This window comes from Streptomyces jumonjinensis, assembly GCF_009600885.1.
Lineage (GTDB): Bacteria > Actinomycetota > Actinomycetes > Streptomycetales > Streptomycetaceae > Streptomyces > Streptomyces jumonjinensis.
Genome location: NZ_VCLA01000082.1, coordinates 37,304 through 54,014 on the forward strand (window position 1 = coordinate 37,304; position 16,711 = coordinate 54,014).

The 16,711-nt window shown below is 74.8% G+C and carries 15 protein-coding genes and 1 pseudogene; all 16 read left to right on the forward strand.

Annotation, left to right across the window (positions count from 1 at the left end):
• The first annotated feature begins 1 nt into the window (after position 1).
• A complete protein-coding gene (locus tag FF041_RS09980; protein WP_153522191.1) occupies positions 2-1,495 on the forward strand; it encodes a phage tail sheath family protein in 1,494 nt (497 codons plus the stop codon).
• Positions 1,492-2,010 (forward strand): phage tail protein, encoded by a 519-nt coding sequence (locus FF041_RS09985; protein ID WP_153484084.1) that lies wholly within the window; start codon positions 1,492-1,494, stop codon positions 2,008-2,010. Before FF041_RS09980 ends, FF041_RS09985 begins: the two co-directional genes overlap by 4 nt.
• A gap of 5 nt (positions 2,011-2,015) precedes the next feature.
• Positions 2,016-2,201, forward strand: coding sequence for a putative phage tail protein (locus FF041_RS09990; protein ID WP_228388119.1), 186 nt, complete (start codon positions 2,016-2,018; stop codon positions 2,199-2,201).
• A complete protein-coding gene (locus tag FF041_RS09995; protein WP_323391550.1) occupies positions 2,198-2,869 on the forward strand; it encodes a CIS tube protein in 672 nt (223 codons plus the stop codon). Before FF041_RS09990 ends, FF041_RS09995 begins: the two co-directional genes overlap by 4 nt.
• 10 nt (positions 2,870-2,879) lie before the next feature.
• Positions 2,880-4,061: a phage late control D family protein gene (locus FF041_RS10000; RefSeq protein ID WP_153522193.1), complete on the forward strand. Its 1,182-nt coding sequence runs from the start codon at positions 2,880-2,882 to the stop codon at positions 4,059-4,061.
• On the forward strand, positions 4,058-4,759 hold the full coding sequence (locus tag FF041_RS10005) for a phage baseplate assembly protein V (RefSeq protein WP_323391552.1): 702 nt from the start codon (positions 4,058-4,060) through the stop codon (positions 4,757-4,759). The genes FF041_RS10000 and FF041_RS10005 overlap by 4 nt, the downstream gene beginning before the upstream one ends.
• A complete protein-coding gene (locus FF041_RS10010; protein WP_153522195.1) occupies positions 4,756-5,160 on the forward strand; it encodes a GPW/gp25 family protein in 405 nt (134 codons plus the stop codon). Before FF041_RS10005 ends, FF041_RS10010 begins: the two co-directional genes overlap by 4 nt.
• Positions 5,157-7,154: a baseplate J/gp47 family protein gene (locus FF041_RS10015; protein ID WP_153522197.1), complete on the forward strand. Its 1,998-nt coding sequence runs from the start codon at positions 5,157-5,159 to the stop codon at positions 7,152-7,154. Before FF041_RS10010 ends, FF041_RS10015 begins: the two co-directional genes overlap by 4 nt.
• Positions 7,151-9,196 (forward strand): putative baseplate assembly protein, encoded by a 2,046-nt coding sequence (locus tag FF041_RS10020; protein ID WP_153522199.1) that lies wholly within the window; start codon positions 7,151-7,153, stop codon positions 9,194-9,196. Before FF041_RS10015 ends, FF041_RS10020 begins: the two co-directional genes overlap by 4 nt.
• Complete coding sequence (locus FF041_RS10025) at positions 9,193-11,154, forward strand: phage tail protein (RefSeq protein WP_153522201.1); 1,962 nt, start codon at positions 9,193-9,195, stop codon at positions 11,152-11,154. Before FF041_RS10020 ends, FF041_RS10025 begins: the two co-directional genes overlap by 4 nt.
• Before the next feature lie 12 nt (positions 11,155-11,166).
• A complete protein-coding gene (locus FF041_RS10030) occupies positions 11,167-12,414 on the forward strand; it encodes a hypothetical protein (RefSeq protein WP_153522203.1) in 1,248 nt (415 codons plus the stop codon).
• 2 nt (positions 12,415-12,416) lie between these two features.
• The gene (locus FF041_RS10035) at positions 12,417-14,384 is read left to right on the forward strand and encodes a hypothetical protein (RefSeq protein ID WP_153522205.1); all 1,968 of its coding nucleotides are present in this window, start codon (positions 12,417-12,419) and stop codon (positions 14,382-14,384) included.
• Positions 14,381-15,520 carry a hypothetical protein gene (locus FF041_RS10040; RefSeq protein ID WP_153522207.1) on the forward strand — a complete coding sequence of 380 codons (1,140 nt, stop codon included), beginning with the start codon at positions 14,381-14,383 and terminating at the stop codon, positions 15,518-15,520. The genes FF041_RS10035 and FF041_RS10040 overlap by 4 nt, the downstream gene beginning before the upstream one ends.
• Before the next feature lie 2 nt (positions 15,521-15,522).
• Complete coding sequence (locus FF041_RS10045) at positions 15,523-16,053, forward strand: hypothetical protein (RefSeq protein WP_194291984.1); 531 nt, start codon at positions 15,523-15,525, stop codon at positions 16,051-16,053.
• Positions 16,050-16,259, forward strand: coding sequence for a hypothetical protein (locus FF041_RS10050; RefSeq protein ID WP_153522210.1), 210 nt, complete (start codon positions 16,050-16,052; stop codon positions 16,257-16,259). Before FF041_RS10045 ends, FF041_RS10050 begins: the two co-directional genes overlap by 4 nt.
• Positions 16,256-16,711: pseudogene (locus FF041_RS10055) on the forward strand (hypothetical protein); the annotation flags it as partial. The gene FF041_RS10050 and the pseudogene FF041_RS10055, both read left to right, overlap by 4 nt.

The following is a 16,711-nucleotide window of genomic DNA, read 5'->3' on the forward strand; positions in this document are numbered from 1 at the left end:
CATGGCCGCTGACGCGCTCCCCGGAGTAACCCTGATCACGGCGCCGCGCGGCTCCGCCGAGGAGCCGCTGCGCACGGATGTGGCCGCGTTCCTCGGCCGCCTCCGCCGCGGCCCCGTGGGCACCCCCGTGCGGGTGGAGAGCTGGAACGACGTGGTGGGCGCGTTCGGCCCGCCGGACGGCTCGTCCGCCACACCGTACGCGCTGCGCGGCTTCTTCGAGAACGGCGGTCGCACCGCCTGGGTGCTGCGGGTCTGCGGACCGGCCGGGACCGCGCGGGCGCCGTGGACCCCCGGGAAGGTGGGCGGCCTCGCCGGCGAGCGCTACCACGCGGTCGCCACCAGCCCGGGAACCTGGGCGAACGGCGGGCGCGTCAGCATCCGCCTCCGGCGCAGCACGGTCGCCGGGCCGCCCACGGTGAGCGTCCGGGTGACCGTGCCCGGCGAGCCGGCCGAGACCTTTCCCGCCCTGCCGCCCGCCGAGGTGGCCGACCGGCTGGCCGCCTCCCGGCTGATCCGTCTCGTCCCGGAGGGCCCCGCGCCGCCCCCGGATTCGCCCGGACCCATCTCCCGGTCCTGGGAGCTGACGCTCACCGGCGGCACCGACGCGGCCCCGGGACGGAGCCAGTACTCCGACGCCGTCGCCGCCCAGGCCGAGCTGCCCGAACCGGCCCTGGTGGCGCTCCCGGACCTCGGCGCGGATCTGTCCGGCGGCGCGCACACGGACCTGGTGCTGGAACTGATGCGGACCGTGCTGCCGCTCCTCGACCGCCTCGTCGTCCTGGACGTCCCCCCGAGCCGGTCCTCCGTGGACGACACGGTGGCCTGGGTGGAGGAGCTGACCTCGGCGGGCGACAGCGCGCTGCTGAGCACGGCGGCCGTCTACCACCCGCCGCTGCGCACGCCCGACGCGTCGGGGCTGCGGACCGTCCCCGCGTCCGGCCACGTCCTCGGCGTGATCGCCCGGCTCGACGGCGAACGCGGCGCCCACCACACCCCGGCGAACGCCCTGGTCCTGGAGGCGGTCGACCTGGCGGCCCAGCTGCCCGAGCCCCAGCAGGTCCGGCTGTTCGACGCAGGCGTCGACCTCGTGCGGTGCACCCGCGGCCGGGGGCTGCTGGTGTGGGGCGGACGCACCCTCTCCGCCGAGCCCGGCACCCGCTGGATCGCCCACCGCCGGCTGGTGCATCTGCTGGTCCGCGCGATCCGGCGGGCGGCGAGCCCGCTGGTGTTCGACGTCAACTCGCCCGAACTGCGGCTGACCCTGGTGCGCGCGCTCACCTCGGTGCTGCTGGCCGCCTTCCGGGCCGGCGCGCTCGCCGGGGCCCGGCCCGAGCAGGCGTTCCGGGTGGTGTGCGACGACACCGTCAACCCGCCGGAGCAGGACCCGGGGCAGGTGGTCTGCGAGGTCGAGGTCGCTCCGGCCGTCCCGATGGAGTTCATCCGGCTGCGCCTCGTGCTCGGCCAGGACCGGGGTCTGGAGGTGATCGAGGCATGACCCCCGATCCGCTGCCCAAGTACCGCTTCCTGGTCACGCTCGACCCGGGGGACGCCTATCTGCCGCCCGCCCAGGCGCTGCTGCTCCCGCTGGCCGCCTCCGGCGCGTTCCAGGAGGTCACCGGACTGGGCGGACAGCTGGAGGTGACGAGCTACCCGGAGGGCGGCCGTAACGACTCGGTGCACCAGCTGCCGCTGCGCCACACCTGGAACCGGATCACCCTCAAACGCGGGGTGGTGCGCGATCCGGGCCTGTGGGCCTGGTACCGGGCCGGGCTGGCCGACTCGCTCGGGGCCCGCCGCGACGGCGCCGTGATCGTGCTCGGCCCGGACGGGTCTCCCGGCGCGGCCTGGGCCTTCCACGGCGGGCTCGCCGCCAAGTGGAGCGGCCCGGATCTGCACGCCGAACAGAACGCGGTCGCCATCGAGTCCCTGGAGATCGCCCATGAAGGACTGAGCAAGGTCCTCCAGGACACCGTGCCCGACGCACTGTCGCGGCTGAACCGAGGGAGGTGACCGATGTGCCGAAGGTGACCATTCACCACCTCGAAGTCCGCTTCCAGGTGGACGGCGACGACGGAGCCGTGTTCACCCGCCTGTTCAACCAGCACATCCAGGCCTGGTCGAGACTGTACGAGGACGTACGCGCCAGGGCCGGACACACCGATTCCGAACGCCGGTTCGGCGACGAGGAGGGCCGGCCGTGAGCGTGACGCCCGTGTCCTTCGCCCGCCAGGGCGCCGCACAGGCCCGGCTGGAGATCGTCCGCCCGGTGATCGCCGACGAACGGCGGCGGCGCATCCCCCTGCGGTTCAACCCCACCGACTACAAGCTCAGCAAGAGCAACACCTTCGCGGAGATCACCATCCCCGGGCTGGAGACCCCGCCCCTCCAGTACATCCGCGGCGGTACGGAGACGCTCACCGTGCAGGCGCTCGTCGACACCTCCGACACCCTGGAGAACGTCCGGACCGCCTATGTCGACGCGCTGCGCGACCTGATGCGCCCCGACAGCCGTGAACACGCCCCGCCCATCGTCCGGTTCGTCTGGGACGAAGCCGTCTTCACCGGCGTCGTGGAGAAGCTGGACGTGGCCTACCAGCTGTTCCGGCCGGACGGGGTGCCGCTGCGCGCGACGCTGGACCTCTCCCTCAAGGAGTACCGCCCGGCCGCCGCGCAGGCCGCGGAGATACCGCTCTCCTCGCCCACGGTGGAGAAGAGCTATGTGGTGCGCCGCGGGGACACCCTCAGCAGCATCTCCGCCGCGGTCTACCGGCGGCCCGACGCCTGGCGGGAACTGGCCCGCGCCAATGGGATCGGCGACCCCCGCGACCTTCGGCCCGGCCGGGTGCTGACCGTGCCCCGGCTGCCGTGAGGAGCGCCCGATGAGCGCCCCCGCACCGGAGGTCGCCTCCCCCGACCGGTACGCGCCCGAGTTCGAGGTGCGCATCGAGGGCCTGGAGATGGACCCCGCCACCAAGAACGACGTCATCGACATCAAGGTGAACCGGGACATCGACCAGATGTCCGGCTTCGACCTCACCCTCAACAACTGGGACGACACCCGGCTGACGTTCAAACACAGCGATTCGCCCGCCTTCCGGCTCGGCGGCCGGGTCTCGGTCCGGCTCGGCTACGCCGATCAGCTGCTCACCGTCGCCACCGGGACGATCAGCACGCTCAGCCCGAGGTTCAGCGACGGCGGGCCCCCCACGGTCGCGGTCAGCGGCGTGGACGGGCTGCTGCGGCTCAAGGACCGCAAGCCCGCCGAGAACGAGACCAAGATCTACCGCAATCTGCCCGACTGGCGGATCGCGGAGCAGATCGCCCAGCGCAACCAGCTGCGGATCCAGGTCACCCGGGAGGGCCCGACCCACGACCAGGTGGTGCAGAAGAACCAGGACGACGCGAGCTTCCTCATGGAACGGGCCAAGCGGCTGGACTTCGACTGCTACATCCTGCCGGACGCCTCCTCCGGCGAGGACACGCTGTACTTCATCAGGCCGACCGACGGCCGGGACGGCCGCCCGATCCGGGTGTACCGGCTGGCCTACGCGCCCGGCCTCGCCACCGGCCCGGCCGCACAGCCCGCGGGCCTGATCCCCAACCTGCTCGACTTCACCCCGACCCTGACACTGTCCCAGCAGGTCAGCAAGGTCACCGTACGCGGCTGGGACCCCCGCACCAAGCAGCCGATCGCCTTCACCGCGACCGCCGAGAACCTCCCGGCGGGCTCGAACACCGCCGATGGACAGAGCGGACCGCAGGCCGCCGAGAGCACGCTGGGAGGCCGCCAGGACGTCCTGGTCGACGCGCCCGTCACCAGCGACCAGGAGGCCCGCGAGCTGGCCGTCAGCCTGCTCCGGGAGCGGGCGTACGAGTTCATCACCGCGACCGGCCGGGTGGCGGGCCTCCCCGAACTGCGGCCGGGCGACAACCTGGAGATTTACGGCCTCGGCCGGCGCTTCTCCGGCACGTACTTCGTCAAACGGGTCGAGCACACCCTCAACACCAGCGGATTCTTCACCCAGTTCACCGGCCGGCGGATCCATCAGGGGGACCAGTGACGGGCAGGACCGCGCCACGCGCCCGCACCACCGACAAGCGGTACTACGGAGTCATCGAAGCGCTCGTCGTGGAGAACGACGGCGACGACGAAGGCCGGGTCAGACTGCGGTTCCCCTGGTTCGACCAGACCACCGTCACCGACTGGTGCCGGGTCGGCCAGCTGTACGCGGGCAACGGCTACGGCTCGCTGTTCGTCCCGGAGAAGGGCGACGAGGTGCTCGTCGCCTTCGTCCACGGCGACATGCGCTTCCCGATCGTCCTGGGCGGTCTCTACAACGGCGCGGACAAACCGCCCGCCGCCCGCACCGGCGGACGCGACCAGAAGATCATCCGGACCCGGCACGGCCACGAGGTGGTGCTGGACGACACCGCGGCGCAAGCCGCCGTACGGATCACCTCGGCGGCCGGACACACGGTGGAGCTGGACGACCAGGGCAGGACCGTCCGCATCACCGCCGCCGAGGGCGGCAGCGTCACCGTCACCGCACAGGGCGACATCACCCTCACCGCGCCGAAGGTGACCATCGACTCGCCCGGCATCGACCTCGGCGGCGGCGCCACCGAACCCCTGGTCCTCGGCAACGCGCTCCTCACCGCCTTCAACGCGCACACCCACCCCTCAGCCGCCGGGCCCACCGGCCCGCCGACGCCCCCGCTCACCCCCGCCGTGCTGGCCAAGAAGGCGAGAACGGCATGAGCGAGGACTTCCTCGGCACCGGCTGGCGCTTCCCGATCCTGCCCGACGAAGCAGGCCGGCTCGGCTACGCCGTAGGCGAGCAGAGCATCGAGCACTGTCTGCGGGCGCTGCTGCTCACCGGCCTGGGCGAGCGGGTCATGCGGCCCGGATTCGGCACCCGCGCGCCCGAGTCGGTGTTCGCGCCCGGCAGCGTACAGAACCTGCGCGACCTGGAGAACTCGATCGCCGAAGCGGTGCGCGACCACGAGCCCAGGGTGGCGCTGGAGGAGGTCCGGGCGGAGACCGACCCCGCCGACGAGTCCCGGGTCACCGTCTCCGTCGTCTACCGGATCCGGCGCAGCAACACCAAGGCCAACCTGGTGTTCCCCTACTACACGGGCCTCACGGGGAGCTCCTCATGACCCTGCCCCCGCCGAAACTGGACGACCTCGCCTGGGACGGGATGACCGCGGCGATCCGCCGCCGGATCCCCGCCGAGTCCGGCGGCGTCTGGACGCTGCACGCGCCCGCCGACCCCGGCGTCACCCTGCTGGAACTCTTCGCCTATCTGCTGGAGCAGCGGCTCTACTGGCTCGACCAGACGCCGGACACCCTGGTGACCGCCGTACTGCGGCTCCTCGGCCTCGACCCGCCGCGCCCCGCCGTCCCCGCGGCCACCGTGCTGCGGCTCGCCGCCGAACAGCCGGGCCACCCGGTCCCGCTCGTCCCCGCCGGGACGGCCCTGACCCGGGACCCGCGGGGGAGCCTCCCCTTCACCCTCGACCACGACACGGCCGTGTTCCCCCTCGACCCCGGCGGCGAGGTCACCGTCTGCGGCGACCGCGACCGCACGGCCGATCTGCGGGCCCGCCGCGGCGTACCGCTGCTCGCGAGCCACGGGGGGCCGGCGACGGCCCGGTTCACCCTGCCGCTCACCGGCGCGCACCCCGCGCCCGGCGCCCTCTCCCTCCTCGTCGAGCTGGACACACCGGCCGCGCCCGTGCCGTCCTGGCTGCCCGGCGCGGTCGACTCGGTGCCCCCGCCCGCCGAGCTGACCTGGTCCTGGTTCCGGCCCGGCTCCGACCTCGCGGGCCCCTTCGAGGAGGTCGAGGACGGCACCGCCGGGCTCCGCCGGTCCGGCGTCGTCCGGCTGCGCCCGCCGGCCGGCTGGTCCACCCGGGACCGCGGACTGCTGGTGTCCACCGGGGCGGCGACCTTCACCGCCCCGCCGCGGCTGCTGCGCCTGGCCGTCAACGCCGCCGCCGCGCGCAACCGGCAGCGGCGCACCGCGACCGGAGCCGAACTCCAGGACCAGATCGACGCCTGGCTGAAACTGCCCGGCCAGCGCCTCGTGCTGCCCGGCGCCGCCGGGCGGCTGCTGGACGCGGCCCTGGAACTGGCGGGCCACACGTGGCTGCCCGCGCCCGACTTCGCCTTCGGCACGCCCGGCGACCGGATCTTCGCCGTCGACCGGGCGGAGGGCGCGCTGCTCTTCGGCGACGGGCTCACCGGCCGTATCCCCCACCCCGAACCGGGGGTGAGCGTCGCCTATACGACCGGCGGCGGCCGGGCCGGCAACGGCGGGCTGACCGACAACTGGCTCCCCGTCGAGGACTTCGCCGAGGACTCCTTCGGGGATTCCTTCGGGAACTTCGTCGTGAACTCCGTCGCCGAATACGGAGCGCTGACGGCGGCCAACATCGTCCAGGCGTCCGGCGGCGAGGACCCGGAGACGATCGCCGACGCGCGCCGCCGCGCCGCCGGGGCCCTCGGGGAGGTGACCCGCGCCGTCACCGCCGGGGACTTCGCCGCGCTCGCCCGGACGACACCGGGAGTCGCCGTCGCCCGCGCCTACCCCGCCGTCGGCGAACACCCCGGGCACCCCTGCTCCTCGGTGCCCGGCGCGGTGACCGTCCACATCGTCCCGGCGGCGCCCCGGGACGACTTCGCCCGCGAGGACTTCGTCGCAGCGCCGCGCCCCGACCCCGGCATGGTGCGCGCGGTCGCCGCCCGCCTGGGCGAGGCCCGGCTGCTCACCTCCGAGGTCTTCGTCCGAGCGCCGGAGTACCGCGATGTGACGCTGCGCGTCGATCTGTCGGGCGACCCGGCCGACCGCGCCCGGGTGTCCGCCGCGGCCACCCTGGCACTGCGCCGCTATCTCGACCCGCTGACCGGCGGCGAAGAGGGCGACGGCTGGCCGTTCGGACAGCCGCTGCGGCCGTCCGCCCTGCTGCGCGCCGTCCAGCGGGCCCTGGGGGATCTGGCGGACGTCGCCGGAGTCGCGATCGGCCTCGACGGCGCCGAGGCGGACGAGGACTGCCGCGAGGTGCGGCTGCGCGCCGGTGACCTTCCCGCCCTGCGGGTGGTCCGGACCCGGGTGGTGCCTGCCGTCGAGCCGGGGGAGGGGCTGACATGAGCGGTGCGGTGTGGTGGGAGCGGGACGCCCGGACCGAGGAGGGCCGGATCGTTCCGGGCCCCGGGCCGTCCGGCGTCCAGCCGGAGCTGACCGACGCGACCCGGGAGGCGGTCCGCGCCGCCGTGCGCGGCCGGATCGCCGGATACACCCCTGACTGGACCAACCCCGACCGCCAGGACGCGGGCGTCGCGCTCGTACGCCTCTTCGGCACCCAGGCCGAACCCGTGCTCACCCGCGCCAACCGGCTGCCGGAGAAGGCGCTGGCCGAGCATCTCGCGACGGCGGGGGTGCGCCGCCGCCCGGCCGGCGCCGCGGCCGTGCTGCTGGAGTTCACGGTGAACCCGCCGGACGGCGCGTCCGTCCTGATCCCGGCGGGCTTCCAGGCGTCGGCCGCGGGCCCCGACGGCCAGGTGGTCTACGAGACGGACGAGGACCTGTACGCGACCCCGGCCACCCTCGGCGCGCTGGCCGTACGGGAGGACGGGACGCTGCAACCGCTTCCGCTGGGGGCGTCCGGGCCGGGCCGCCCCTTCGCGCCGTTCGGCCGCGACCCCCGGCCCGGCGACGGCCTGTGGATCGGACTGGCCGGGACGGCGGGCCCCCACCCGAGGCTCTCCCTGGGATTCGAGGTCGTCGCCGCCCCGCCCGCGCCCGTGAGCTCCGGCGGCCCGACGGCCACGCCGCCGTCCCCCGCGCCGCTGCTGCGCTGGGATGTGCTGGACGGCGCCGGGTTCACGCCCGTCGAGGTGGAACGGGACGAGACCGGCGGACTGCGCACCAGCGGGACCGTCGAACTGCGCGTCCCGCGCTCCTGGGCGCCCGGGAACCCGCCGGGGGCGCCCGCCCGCCCCCCGCTGCGGTGGCTCCGGCTCCAGATCGCCCACGGGTCCTTCACCGGCCCCCCGCCGGTGCTCTCCGGGCTGCGGCTGAACACGGCCGCGGCCACCGCCGCCCGCACGATCAGGGACGAACCCCTGCTGCCGGTCCAGGACGGCACGGCGGCCGGCGGCCGGCGGCTGACCCTGAGCCAGGTTCCGGTCCTCCCCGGCACGCTGGTCATCGAGGTCGACGACGACCCGGGGGCCGATGTGTTCGGCACCACGGCGGCCACCGCGTCGCGGTGGCATGAGGCGGAGAGCCTGGCCGCGTACGGCGCCGACGACCGGGTGTTCACCGTGGACCACGAGACGGGCGAGGTGACCTTCGGGGACGGCGTCCACGGCGCGGCCGTCCCGGCGGGGTTCCGCAACGTCCGCGCCGTGCGCTACCGCGTCGGCGGCGGCGACGACGGCGCCGTACGGGCCGGCGCCGTCAACGGAGTGGTCACCGCGCTGCCGTACGTCACCGGCGTCGCCAACCCGTTCCCCGCCCCCGGGGGATCGGACGCCGAACCGGACGAGGAGGCCATGCGCCGGGGCGTCGGCGAACTGCGCGCCAGAGGCCGGGCCGTGGCCCCGTCCGACTACGGCCTGATGGCCGTGCGCGCGCCCGGGGCGTCGGTGGCGCGCGCCCACGGCGTGCCCGGACTGCACCCCGACTATCCCGGAGCGCCGATCCCCGGCGTCGTCGGAGTCCTGGTCGTGCCCCCCGCCGGCAACGACTCCGCCGACGATCCGCCCGTCCCCACCGCCGCGACGCTGCGGGCGGTGGCCGACTACCTCACCCGCGAGGTCGCCCCCGTCGCGGTCACGGTCGTCGCCGCCCCCGCCCGCTACCGGCGCGTCGCCGTGGAGGCATGGGTCACCCTCGACCCGGACCAGGACCGCGCCGCCGTGCTGGCTCGCGCGGGCGACGCCGTGACGACCTATCTGGACCCCCTGCGCGGCGGGGAGAACGGCGCGGGCTGGCCGTTCGGCGGCGCACTGCGGCACACCCCGCTGGTCCGGCGGCTGCTGGCGGTCGACGGAGTCCTCGCCGTGTCCCAGCTCGCCCTGGTGGTCGACGGAGTGCGCCGCACGCCCTGCACCGACCACGAGATCGAGCCGAACACCCTGGTCTGGCCGGAGCGCCCGCTGCTCATCCCGGTAGGAGACCGACCATGACCTGCGCATCCCAGCCGCCGACCTTCCGGCTGCTCGACGCCCGCACCGGATGGGAGCAGTACACCGGAGCGGACGGACCGGGGACGGAGAACGTCGTCGGCTTCGACGACGAGACCGGCATCCGGCTGGCCCACCAGGGCTCCGCGCCCCAAGGCCCCGCCCGCGGCGAGCTGCTGCCGTGGTTCCCCGACCGCCGGCTGACACCGGGCTGCCGCCCGTGCGCCTGGTATCTCCTCGCGCCCGGCCCGCCACGGCTGCTGCGCCGGGACGTCTGCGCCGGCGACTGGCCGCCCCTGTGGCCCGCCGACTGCGCCCCCGATCCGCTCCGTGAGCCGGTGTCCGTCGCCGCACGGGGACACCGGGTGGCCGTCGTGGAGAGCGACCGGGTGCTGGTGTGGCGCCGCGAGGGCGCGCAGCTCGCCGGGGTGATCCGGGCCGAACGGCCGAGGTGGGCCGCCCTCGGCCCCGGGGACGAGGTCCTGGTGGCCTGCGCGGGCAGCACCGTCCTGAGGCGCTTCGGCTCGGCGGGGCGGCCCCGCGGAGTGCTCCGCACCGGTGTGCCCGGCGAGATCGTCGGGCTGCGCACCGGACCGGGCCGTACGATCTGGCTGCTCACCGACGACGGCGCCCGGCTGCGGATCCACCAGGGCGGCCCGGGCCGCCCCTTCCGGACCGCCTCGCCGGCCGAACTGGCCGCGGCCCTGCCGCCGAGCACACTCCTCTCCGCCGACGAGAACGGGTTCTGTCTGCGGGAGGACGGCCCGGACTCCACGGTGACCGCCTGCTTCACCTGGCAGGGTCGGGCCCGGGACGCCGTACCCCCGGCGACCGTCGCGTACGCGCCCACCGGTTCGTATCTCACCGGCCTGATCGACAGCGGCCTCTCCCGGTGCCGCTGGCACCGCGTCCGCGTGGACGCGGACATCCCGCCGGGCACGGCGGTCGCCGTCGCGATCGTGGTGTCCGAGGACGGCCGGTACGAGGACAGCGACTGGCAGACGGCGGCCCACGGATCCACCGACTTCCTCGTCGACCAGCCGCCGGGCCGCTTTCTGCGGCTGCGGCTGCGGCTGTCGGGCGACGGCGGCACGACCCCGGTCGTACGCCGTGTCCGGCTCGACTTCCCGCGGACCACCAGCGCCGACCTGCTGCCGCCCGCGTTCCGCCAGGACCCCGCCGCGGACGACTTCACCGAACGGTTCCTGTCGCTGTTCGACGCCTCACTGGCCGAACTCGACCGGATGATCGAACGGTATCCCGCGCTGCTGGACCCGGCGGGCGTCCCGGACCGGGTGCTGCCCTGGCTGGCCGGGCTGCTGGGCCTGTCGTTCGAAGCCGGCTGGGACGCGGACACCCGGCGCGCGCTGCTCGCCGCCGCCCCGGCGCTGTACCGGCGCCGGGGCACCCCGTGGGCGCTGCGGGAGGCGGTGCGCATCGTGTTCGGGGTGGCTCCGGTGATCGACGAACTGGCCGCGGACCGCCGCTGGGCGCGGATCGGCGAGAGCGCCGGCGGCGCCGGCCCGGGACTGGGCGCGGTACGGCTGTCCGGCCGGTCGACGAGCCGGTTCCGGATCGGCGGCTCGGCCCTGGGCGCGGCGCCGCTGCGCGCGTTCGGCGACCCGGACGCCGACCCGCTCACCGCGCACGCGCACCGGTTCCGGGTGCTGCTGCCCGCCGGCTCGGCGGACGAGGACGCGCTGCGGAGGCTGGTGGAACGGCAGGCGCCCGCGCACACCGTCGGGTCGGTCCGGACCGGCGGCGCGGGGTTCGTGGTCGGCTCCCGGTCCGCGGTCGGCGTGGACACCGCGTTCGTCCCGCTGCCGCCGCCGGTGCTGGGCGGCGAACGCCCGCTGCGGCTCAACCGCGACGGGGTGCTGAGACCGGGACCGCAAGGAGCGCGCCACGGAGTGAGCGTCGGAGTCGCCTCCGCCGTCGGCGTGCATACGGAGCTGTCGTGAGAGGACGGGGCGATGACCGAGGCTGAGACGGAACGGACGACGGGGTTCGACGCGCCGCCGCTGCGCAGACTGCGGTACTTCCACGGCCAGATGCTGGGAGCCAGGGACTTCCAGCGGGAACAGGACTACTTCCGCGAGAAACTGCGGCTGCACCTGCGCAGCCTGCTCGGCTACGGAGTGGTCTGCGGCCTCTTCGTGGAACCCGTGCCACCGGACGACGACTGTCCACCGGCCGGAACCGGGAACCCCCCAGAGCCCGCGGCACCCGCGGCACCCGCGGCGTCCGCCGGGGAGAGCGCGGAGCACGGGCGGCGCAGAGCCCTGGTACGCGTCACCCCCGGGCTCGCCGTGGACTGCGACGGCGACGAGGTCGTGGTCCGCGGCGGCTGCGTGGTCGACCTGTGGAAGGCCCTGCCCCCGGACGAACGCGACACGGACACCGTCTGGGTGGGCGTCCAGTACGCCGAGCGGCCCGTCGAACCCACCCGCGCCGTCTACAACGACGGCTGCGCGGATACCTCCGACTGCGAATTCGGCTGGACGGAGGAGTGCTACACGATCCGCGTCACCGGCTGCGAACCGCCCGCGGACGAACGCTGCGACACCTGCTGCTCCCGGTGCCGCCACCAAGTCCTCTGGCTGGCCAGGATCGAGGGCGTCGACTGGTACGAGCCGGTGTGCGCGGACCGCGTCCATATGAACGTCCGCCGCCCCTTCGGCCGCCATGTCCCCACGGTGATCACCGGCGTCAACTGGATCCATGGGCACACCTACACCATCGACGAGGCCAAGACGCTGCTCGGCACCCAGGACGAGGAGGGCGGGCTCGTCGTCCGGTTCTCCGACGGCGTCCGGGCCGACACCCTCGCGCCCGGAGTGGCAGAGATCCAGGTGATCGAGGGCGGCGCCGGACGCAGCGCCTCCACCTGGTACATGGGCGGTGAGTTCGCCGAACCCGCCGGGACGGCGGAGTTCATCCGGTGCTTCCGCTACCGGCAGACGACCCGCGAGACGCTTCAGGACGGCGACCGGGTGCTGATCACCGTGCGCACGGCGTTCCTCCTCGACCGCTGCTGCCGCCCGGTCGACGGCACCCATGTCGGCGGGCGCGTGCCGGTGATCGACGACACCGCGCATCCCGAGTCCGGACCGGACGGCGGCTGCGTCCTGCCCCCGTCCGGCGTCGGGCCGTGGACCTCGGGCACCGGCACGGGCGGCGGGGACGTCTTCGAGAGCTGGTTCTTTGTGAAGGAGCGCTGACCATGGGAACAGGATGCGGATGCGGCTGCGGGGGCGCCGACACCCGGCAGCCCGCCTTCGTCCGGCCCCGCTTCTTCGCCGGACAACTGCTGACCGAGGACGATCTCGGTCTGCTGGTCGACTACATGACGGCGAAGAGCCGACTGCACAACCGCTCGCTCTCCGGACCGGGAGTGGTCTGCGGCCTCGACGTCGCCTGCGACCCCTGCGGCGGCGGGACCGTGGTGGTGCACCCCGGTCACGCGCTGGACTGCGCCGGCCACGACATCGTGGTGACCTGCGCCGAACAGGTCGACGTACGGGCGCTCGTACGGGAACTGCGCGTCAGCTCCCTCGGCGCGGACTGCGGCGACCCCTGCGAGGCGGACGGCTCGCGCGGCTACGGCCTCTTCGTACGGTACGAGGAGAGCCAGATCGAGCCCGTCGCACCGTACGCCACCGAGGAGCCCTGCGGATCGACGGGATGTGTGCCGTCCCGGATCCAGGAGGGGTTCCGGTTCGTCGTCCGGCACGGTGCCGACGCCGAGGACCACCGCCACAACCCCGGCGCCCGGCTGCTGGCGATCCTCGGCGACCTGGACCGCGCGGACCGGGCCCGCGCCCGCGACCGCCGGCTCGGACTCCACACCGACGCCGTGTTCGCCGCGCTGCTCGCACCGGAACGGGCCTTCCGGTTCGACGCCGCCGACGCACGGCGGTACACCGACGCTCTCGCCTGGCTCCGTGCGAACAGCGGCGGCGACGGCGCCCTGCCCGCCACGACGGCCCGCCGGATGACCGAGTACGTACGGGCCCTGGCCGCCGCCGTCGCCCGGTTCGACACCTACGACCGGGCCGGCCAGTCGGGCCTCATCCGGGACTACCCGGACCTCGGCTCCGTCCAGGACGCCCGCGGGACGCTCGGGGCGGCCTGCGACCGGCTCGCCGGAACCGACATGGAAGCGGTGTGGCCGGACCCGCTGCACCGGTCGATCGCCCGCGCGGTCGTCACCGAGACCAAGGCCCGCCTCATGACCGGGCAGGGCGAGAAGGACACACCGCTCGAAGTGCGCCTGCTCGCCCAGGGCACCCCGCTCAGCCATGCGCTGCGGGTGGAGTTCCGTGCGGATCTCACCCTCATCAGGGACTGGCTGCTGGCCCGCCTCGACCAGACCGACGCGCTCGCCGACTGCGCCCTCCGCGCGGAGATCGCCGCCATCGGGACGCCGCTGCCGCTGCCGCCGCCCGAGCCGCTCAGCGTGGAGCCGACGACCGCCGTCGAGCTGCGGCAGATCGCGGAGGCAGCCGCCGCGCTGACGGCGGCGGTGCGCCGGTTCGTCACCGACGCGGCCTGCTCGACGCTCAGCCCGCCCTGCGTCGACTGCTCGGACACCGACGTCCTGCTCGCCCATGTCCGGTTCGACGGCTGCGACGTCGTACGGATCTGCTCCGCCACCCGGGAACAGGTGCTGCCCGGCGGCTCGGCCTACGGCGAATGGCTGCCCAAGCTCTACCAGCTGCGCGAACTCGCCGAACGGCTGTGCTGCCAACCGGTGCCGCGCTACCAGCAGCCCGCGATCCCGGCCGAGGGCCCGGTCCCCCGACCGTACGCCGAAGGACTGCTCGACGACTGGCCGCGCACCGGGGACCTGGAGGAGATGCTCTCCCTGCTGCTCACCCCCGCACCCGGGGAGACCCCGCCGGAGGCGCTGCGGGAAGAGACCCGCACCGCACCCGCCGACGTGACCGACAGCCTCGAAGAACTGGCCGAGCTCAGGACGCGGCTGAGCGATCTGACCGCCGCCGTGGAGGGACTGCGGGCCCAGCTGGGCAGCGCACCGGGGGAGCGGCCCCCGGAAGGCGGGAACCCTCCGGCGCAGCAGCGGCCCCCGGAAGGCGAGGACCCGCCGGCGCAGCAGCGGCCCACGCCCGCCAAGCCCCCCGCCAGACGGCCTCGCTCCCGCGCTCCGAAACCCGGTGAGACGACATGACGGGCCCGCAGCGACCCGCGTTCCACGAAGGCCAGATCCTGGCCGCCGCGGATCTGTCGGCCACGGTTCAGTACGCGCGCGGCGCGGCGGTGCGCCACGCCCTGCATCTGCACGAATGGGGAATCGCCGAAGGGCTCGCGCTGGTCACCGAGGCCCGCACCGACCCCCTGACCAACGCCCGCTACGCCGAGGTGAGCGTGGAAGCGGGGATCGCGGTCGACGGAACGGGCCGCGAGATCGTCGTCGTCGATCCGGTCGTGCTGCGGGAGAGCGACTTCGAAGAGGTCAACGGCGCGGACCAGCCCACCGACGAGCCCTACCCGGTGTTCCTCACCGCCGCCGACCAGGAAAGCGCCGCCGCGCCCCGGGCGGACGCGTGCGGGGCCGTCGCCGGGCGGACCCGGGTGGAGGAGTCGTACCGGATCCTCTTCGGCCGCCTCGGGGACGAGCGGCTGGTCGGCGAACAGGAACCGCCCGCGGTCGGCGCCGCACCGGCCGACCCGCCGGTCCGCTGGCTCGTTCTGCTCGGCTATGTCCGCTGGACGGAAGGCCACTTCACCGGGGTGGAGACCGCGGCGCGCGGAGTGGCGCCGCGGTACGCGGGCGTCCGCGCGGACGCTGTGACGGCCCGGTCCGGCGCGCTGACCCTGCGGACGCACCGGAACGCCGAGGAGGGCGAACCCGCGGTCGTGCTGTCCGGCGGCGACGCGCCGAGCCTGGTCTTCGGCCTCTACCAGGGCGGCGGCTCCGTCGCCCCCCTGATGACGGTGGCGGCCAATGGCAACCTGACCATCGAGGGCAGCTTCACCGGCCGGATGCCGGCCGGCAGCACCCTGGTGACCTCCGGGACGGCCACCGACGGAATGCTGCTGCCGCTGCCCCCCGGGGTCACCCCGGAGCAGATCGCGGACGGCCGGGTCGTCCTCCACACCCACCTCACCCCGCGCACACCGCCCACCGCGACCGCCTCCACGCTCCACAGCGTCGTGGAGTCCGCCGTGGACGGCGACCGCCGGGTGCGCTGCCGGGTCCGCCTCTACGACCCGCTGGCGACGGGCGGCGAGGTCGTGGAAGCGCCCGGGGCGGTGGACTTCCTGGTCCTGGCGGCGGTCGCCGCGACGAACGGCGGTGGCTGACGATGAGTGTGACCGTGGTGTACGTGGCCGACACCGGCCACGCGGTGGGCGCGCTGGCCCTCACCGGCGCCGAAGCCGCCACCGATGTGGAGCCGCTCATCGGCCGCGCGCTCCCGCTGCGGGTCGCCGTCGGCGAGGGCGGGACCGTGTCCCTCCCGCTCTCCAGCCGACGCCTCGCCGTGCTGAACGCGGACGACGAACCGGGCGTCCTCGCCGAGCCGCTGGCCTTCGGCGTCGAGCTGACGGCCGACGGCAAACCCCGGCCCACCCTGCTGCGCCTGGCGTCGTGGCGCGACGGGGTGACCCTGGCGACGAACGGACTCACCGTGGAACTGCCCCTCGCCGCCGGTCGCGCCACCCCGGTGGTGGCGCTGGTCTCCGGCGGTCAGGAGACCCATGTGCTCGCCGGTGAGATCCCGGCTCAGCAGACCCGGGTCACCCTCCCGCTGACTCTGGAGTCGGCGGGTGGGCATGGTGTGCTGGTGCTGGCTGCGGGTTGGGCGGGTCGGTTGATGAAGGCGGTGGTGGGGTGAGCGCACCGGGCTCCCTGGTCGCCGGCGGGGTCAGCGTGGGGCTGCCGTTCGCCGCCGGTCGCGCCACCTCGGTGGTGGCGCTGGTCTCCGGCGGCCAGGAGACGTATGTGCTCGCGGGTGGGGTTCCGGTTCAGCGGGCTCGGGTCATCCTTCCGCTGCCGGCCGCGGGTTGGGCGGGTCGGTTGATGAAGGCGGTGGTGCGGTGAGCGCACCGGGCTCCCCGACCACCGGGGAGATCACCGTGAACCGCTGCACGGTGACGGTGGTCCGGCACGGCGGCTGGAGCTGGGGACCCGCCCCGGGGGCCCTGGTGCAGCAGATCGTCGACGCCCTGCCGGACCTGCTCGCGGAGCGCTTCGCCGACTGCTTGACAGGCGAAGGCCCGGACCTGGAGATCACCGAGCCGGTGACCGTGACGATCCGGCCCGCCGCTATGGGCCCGGGGCCCGGCAGCAGCGCCCCGCCCTTCGGCTTCAGCGTCGAACCGGCGGGGACGGCCGGGACCACGGCCCCCGAGCCCGCCCACCGGACCGCCTCGTTCGAGGACTCCTTCGCACCGGCGCGGCAGCCGTGGTCCCCGCCGCCGGTCACCGCGCTCTTCGGCGAACTCGCCGAACGGGACGAGCTGGACGCGCTGCTGGCGCTCCTGCCCGACGAC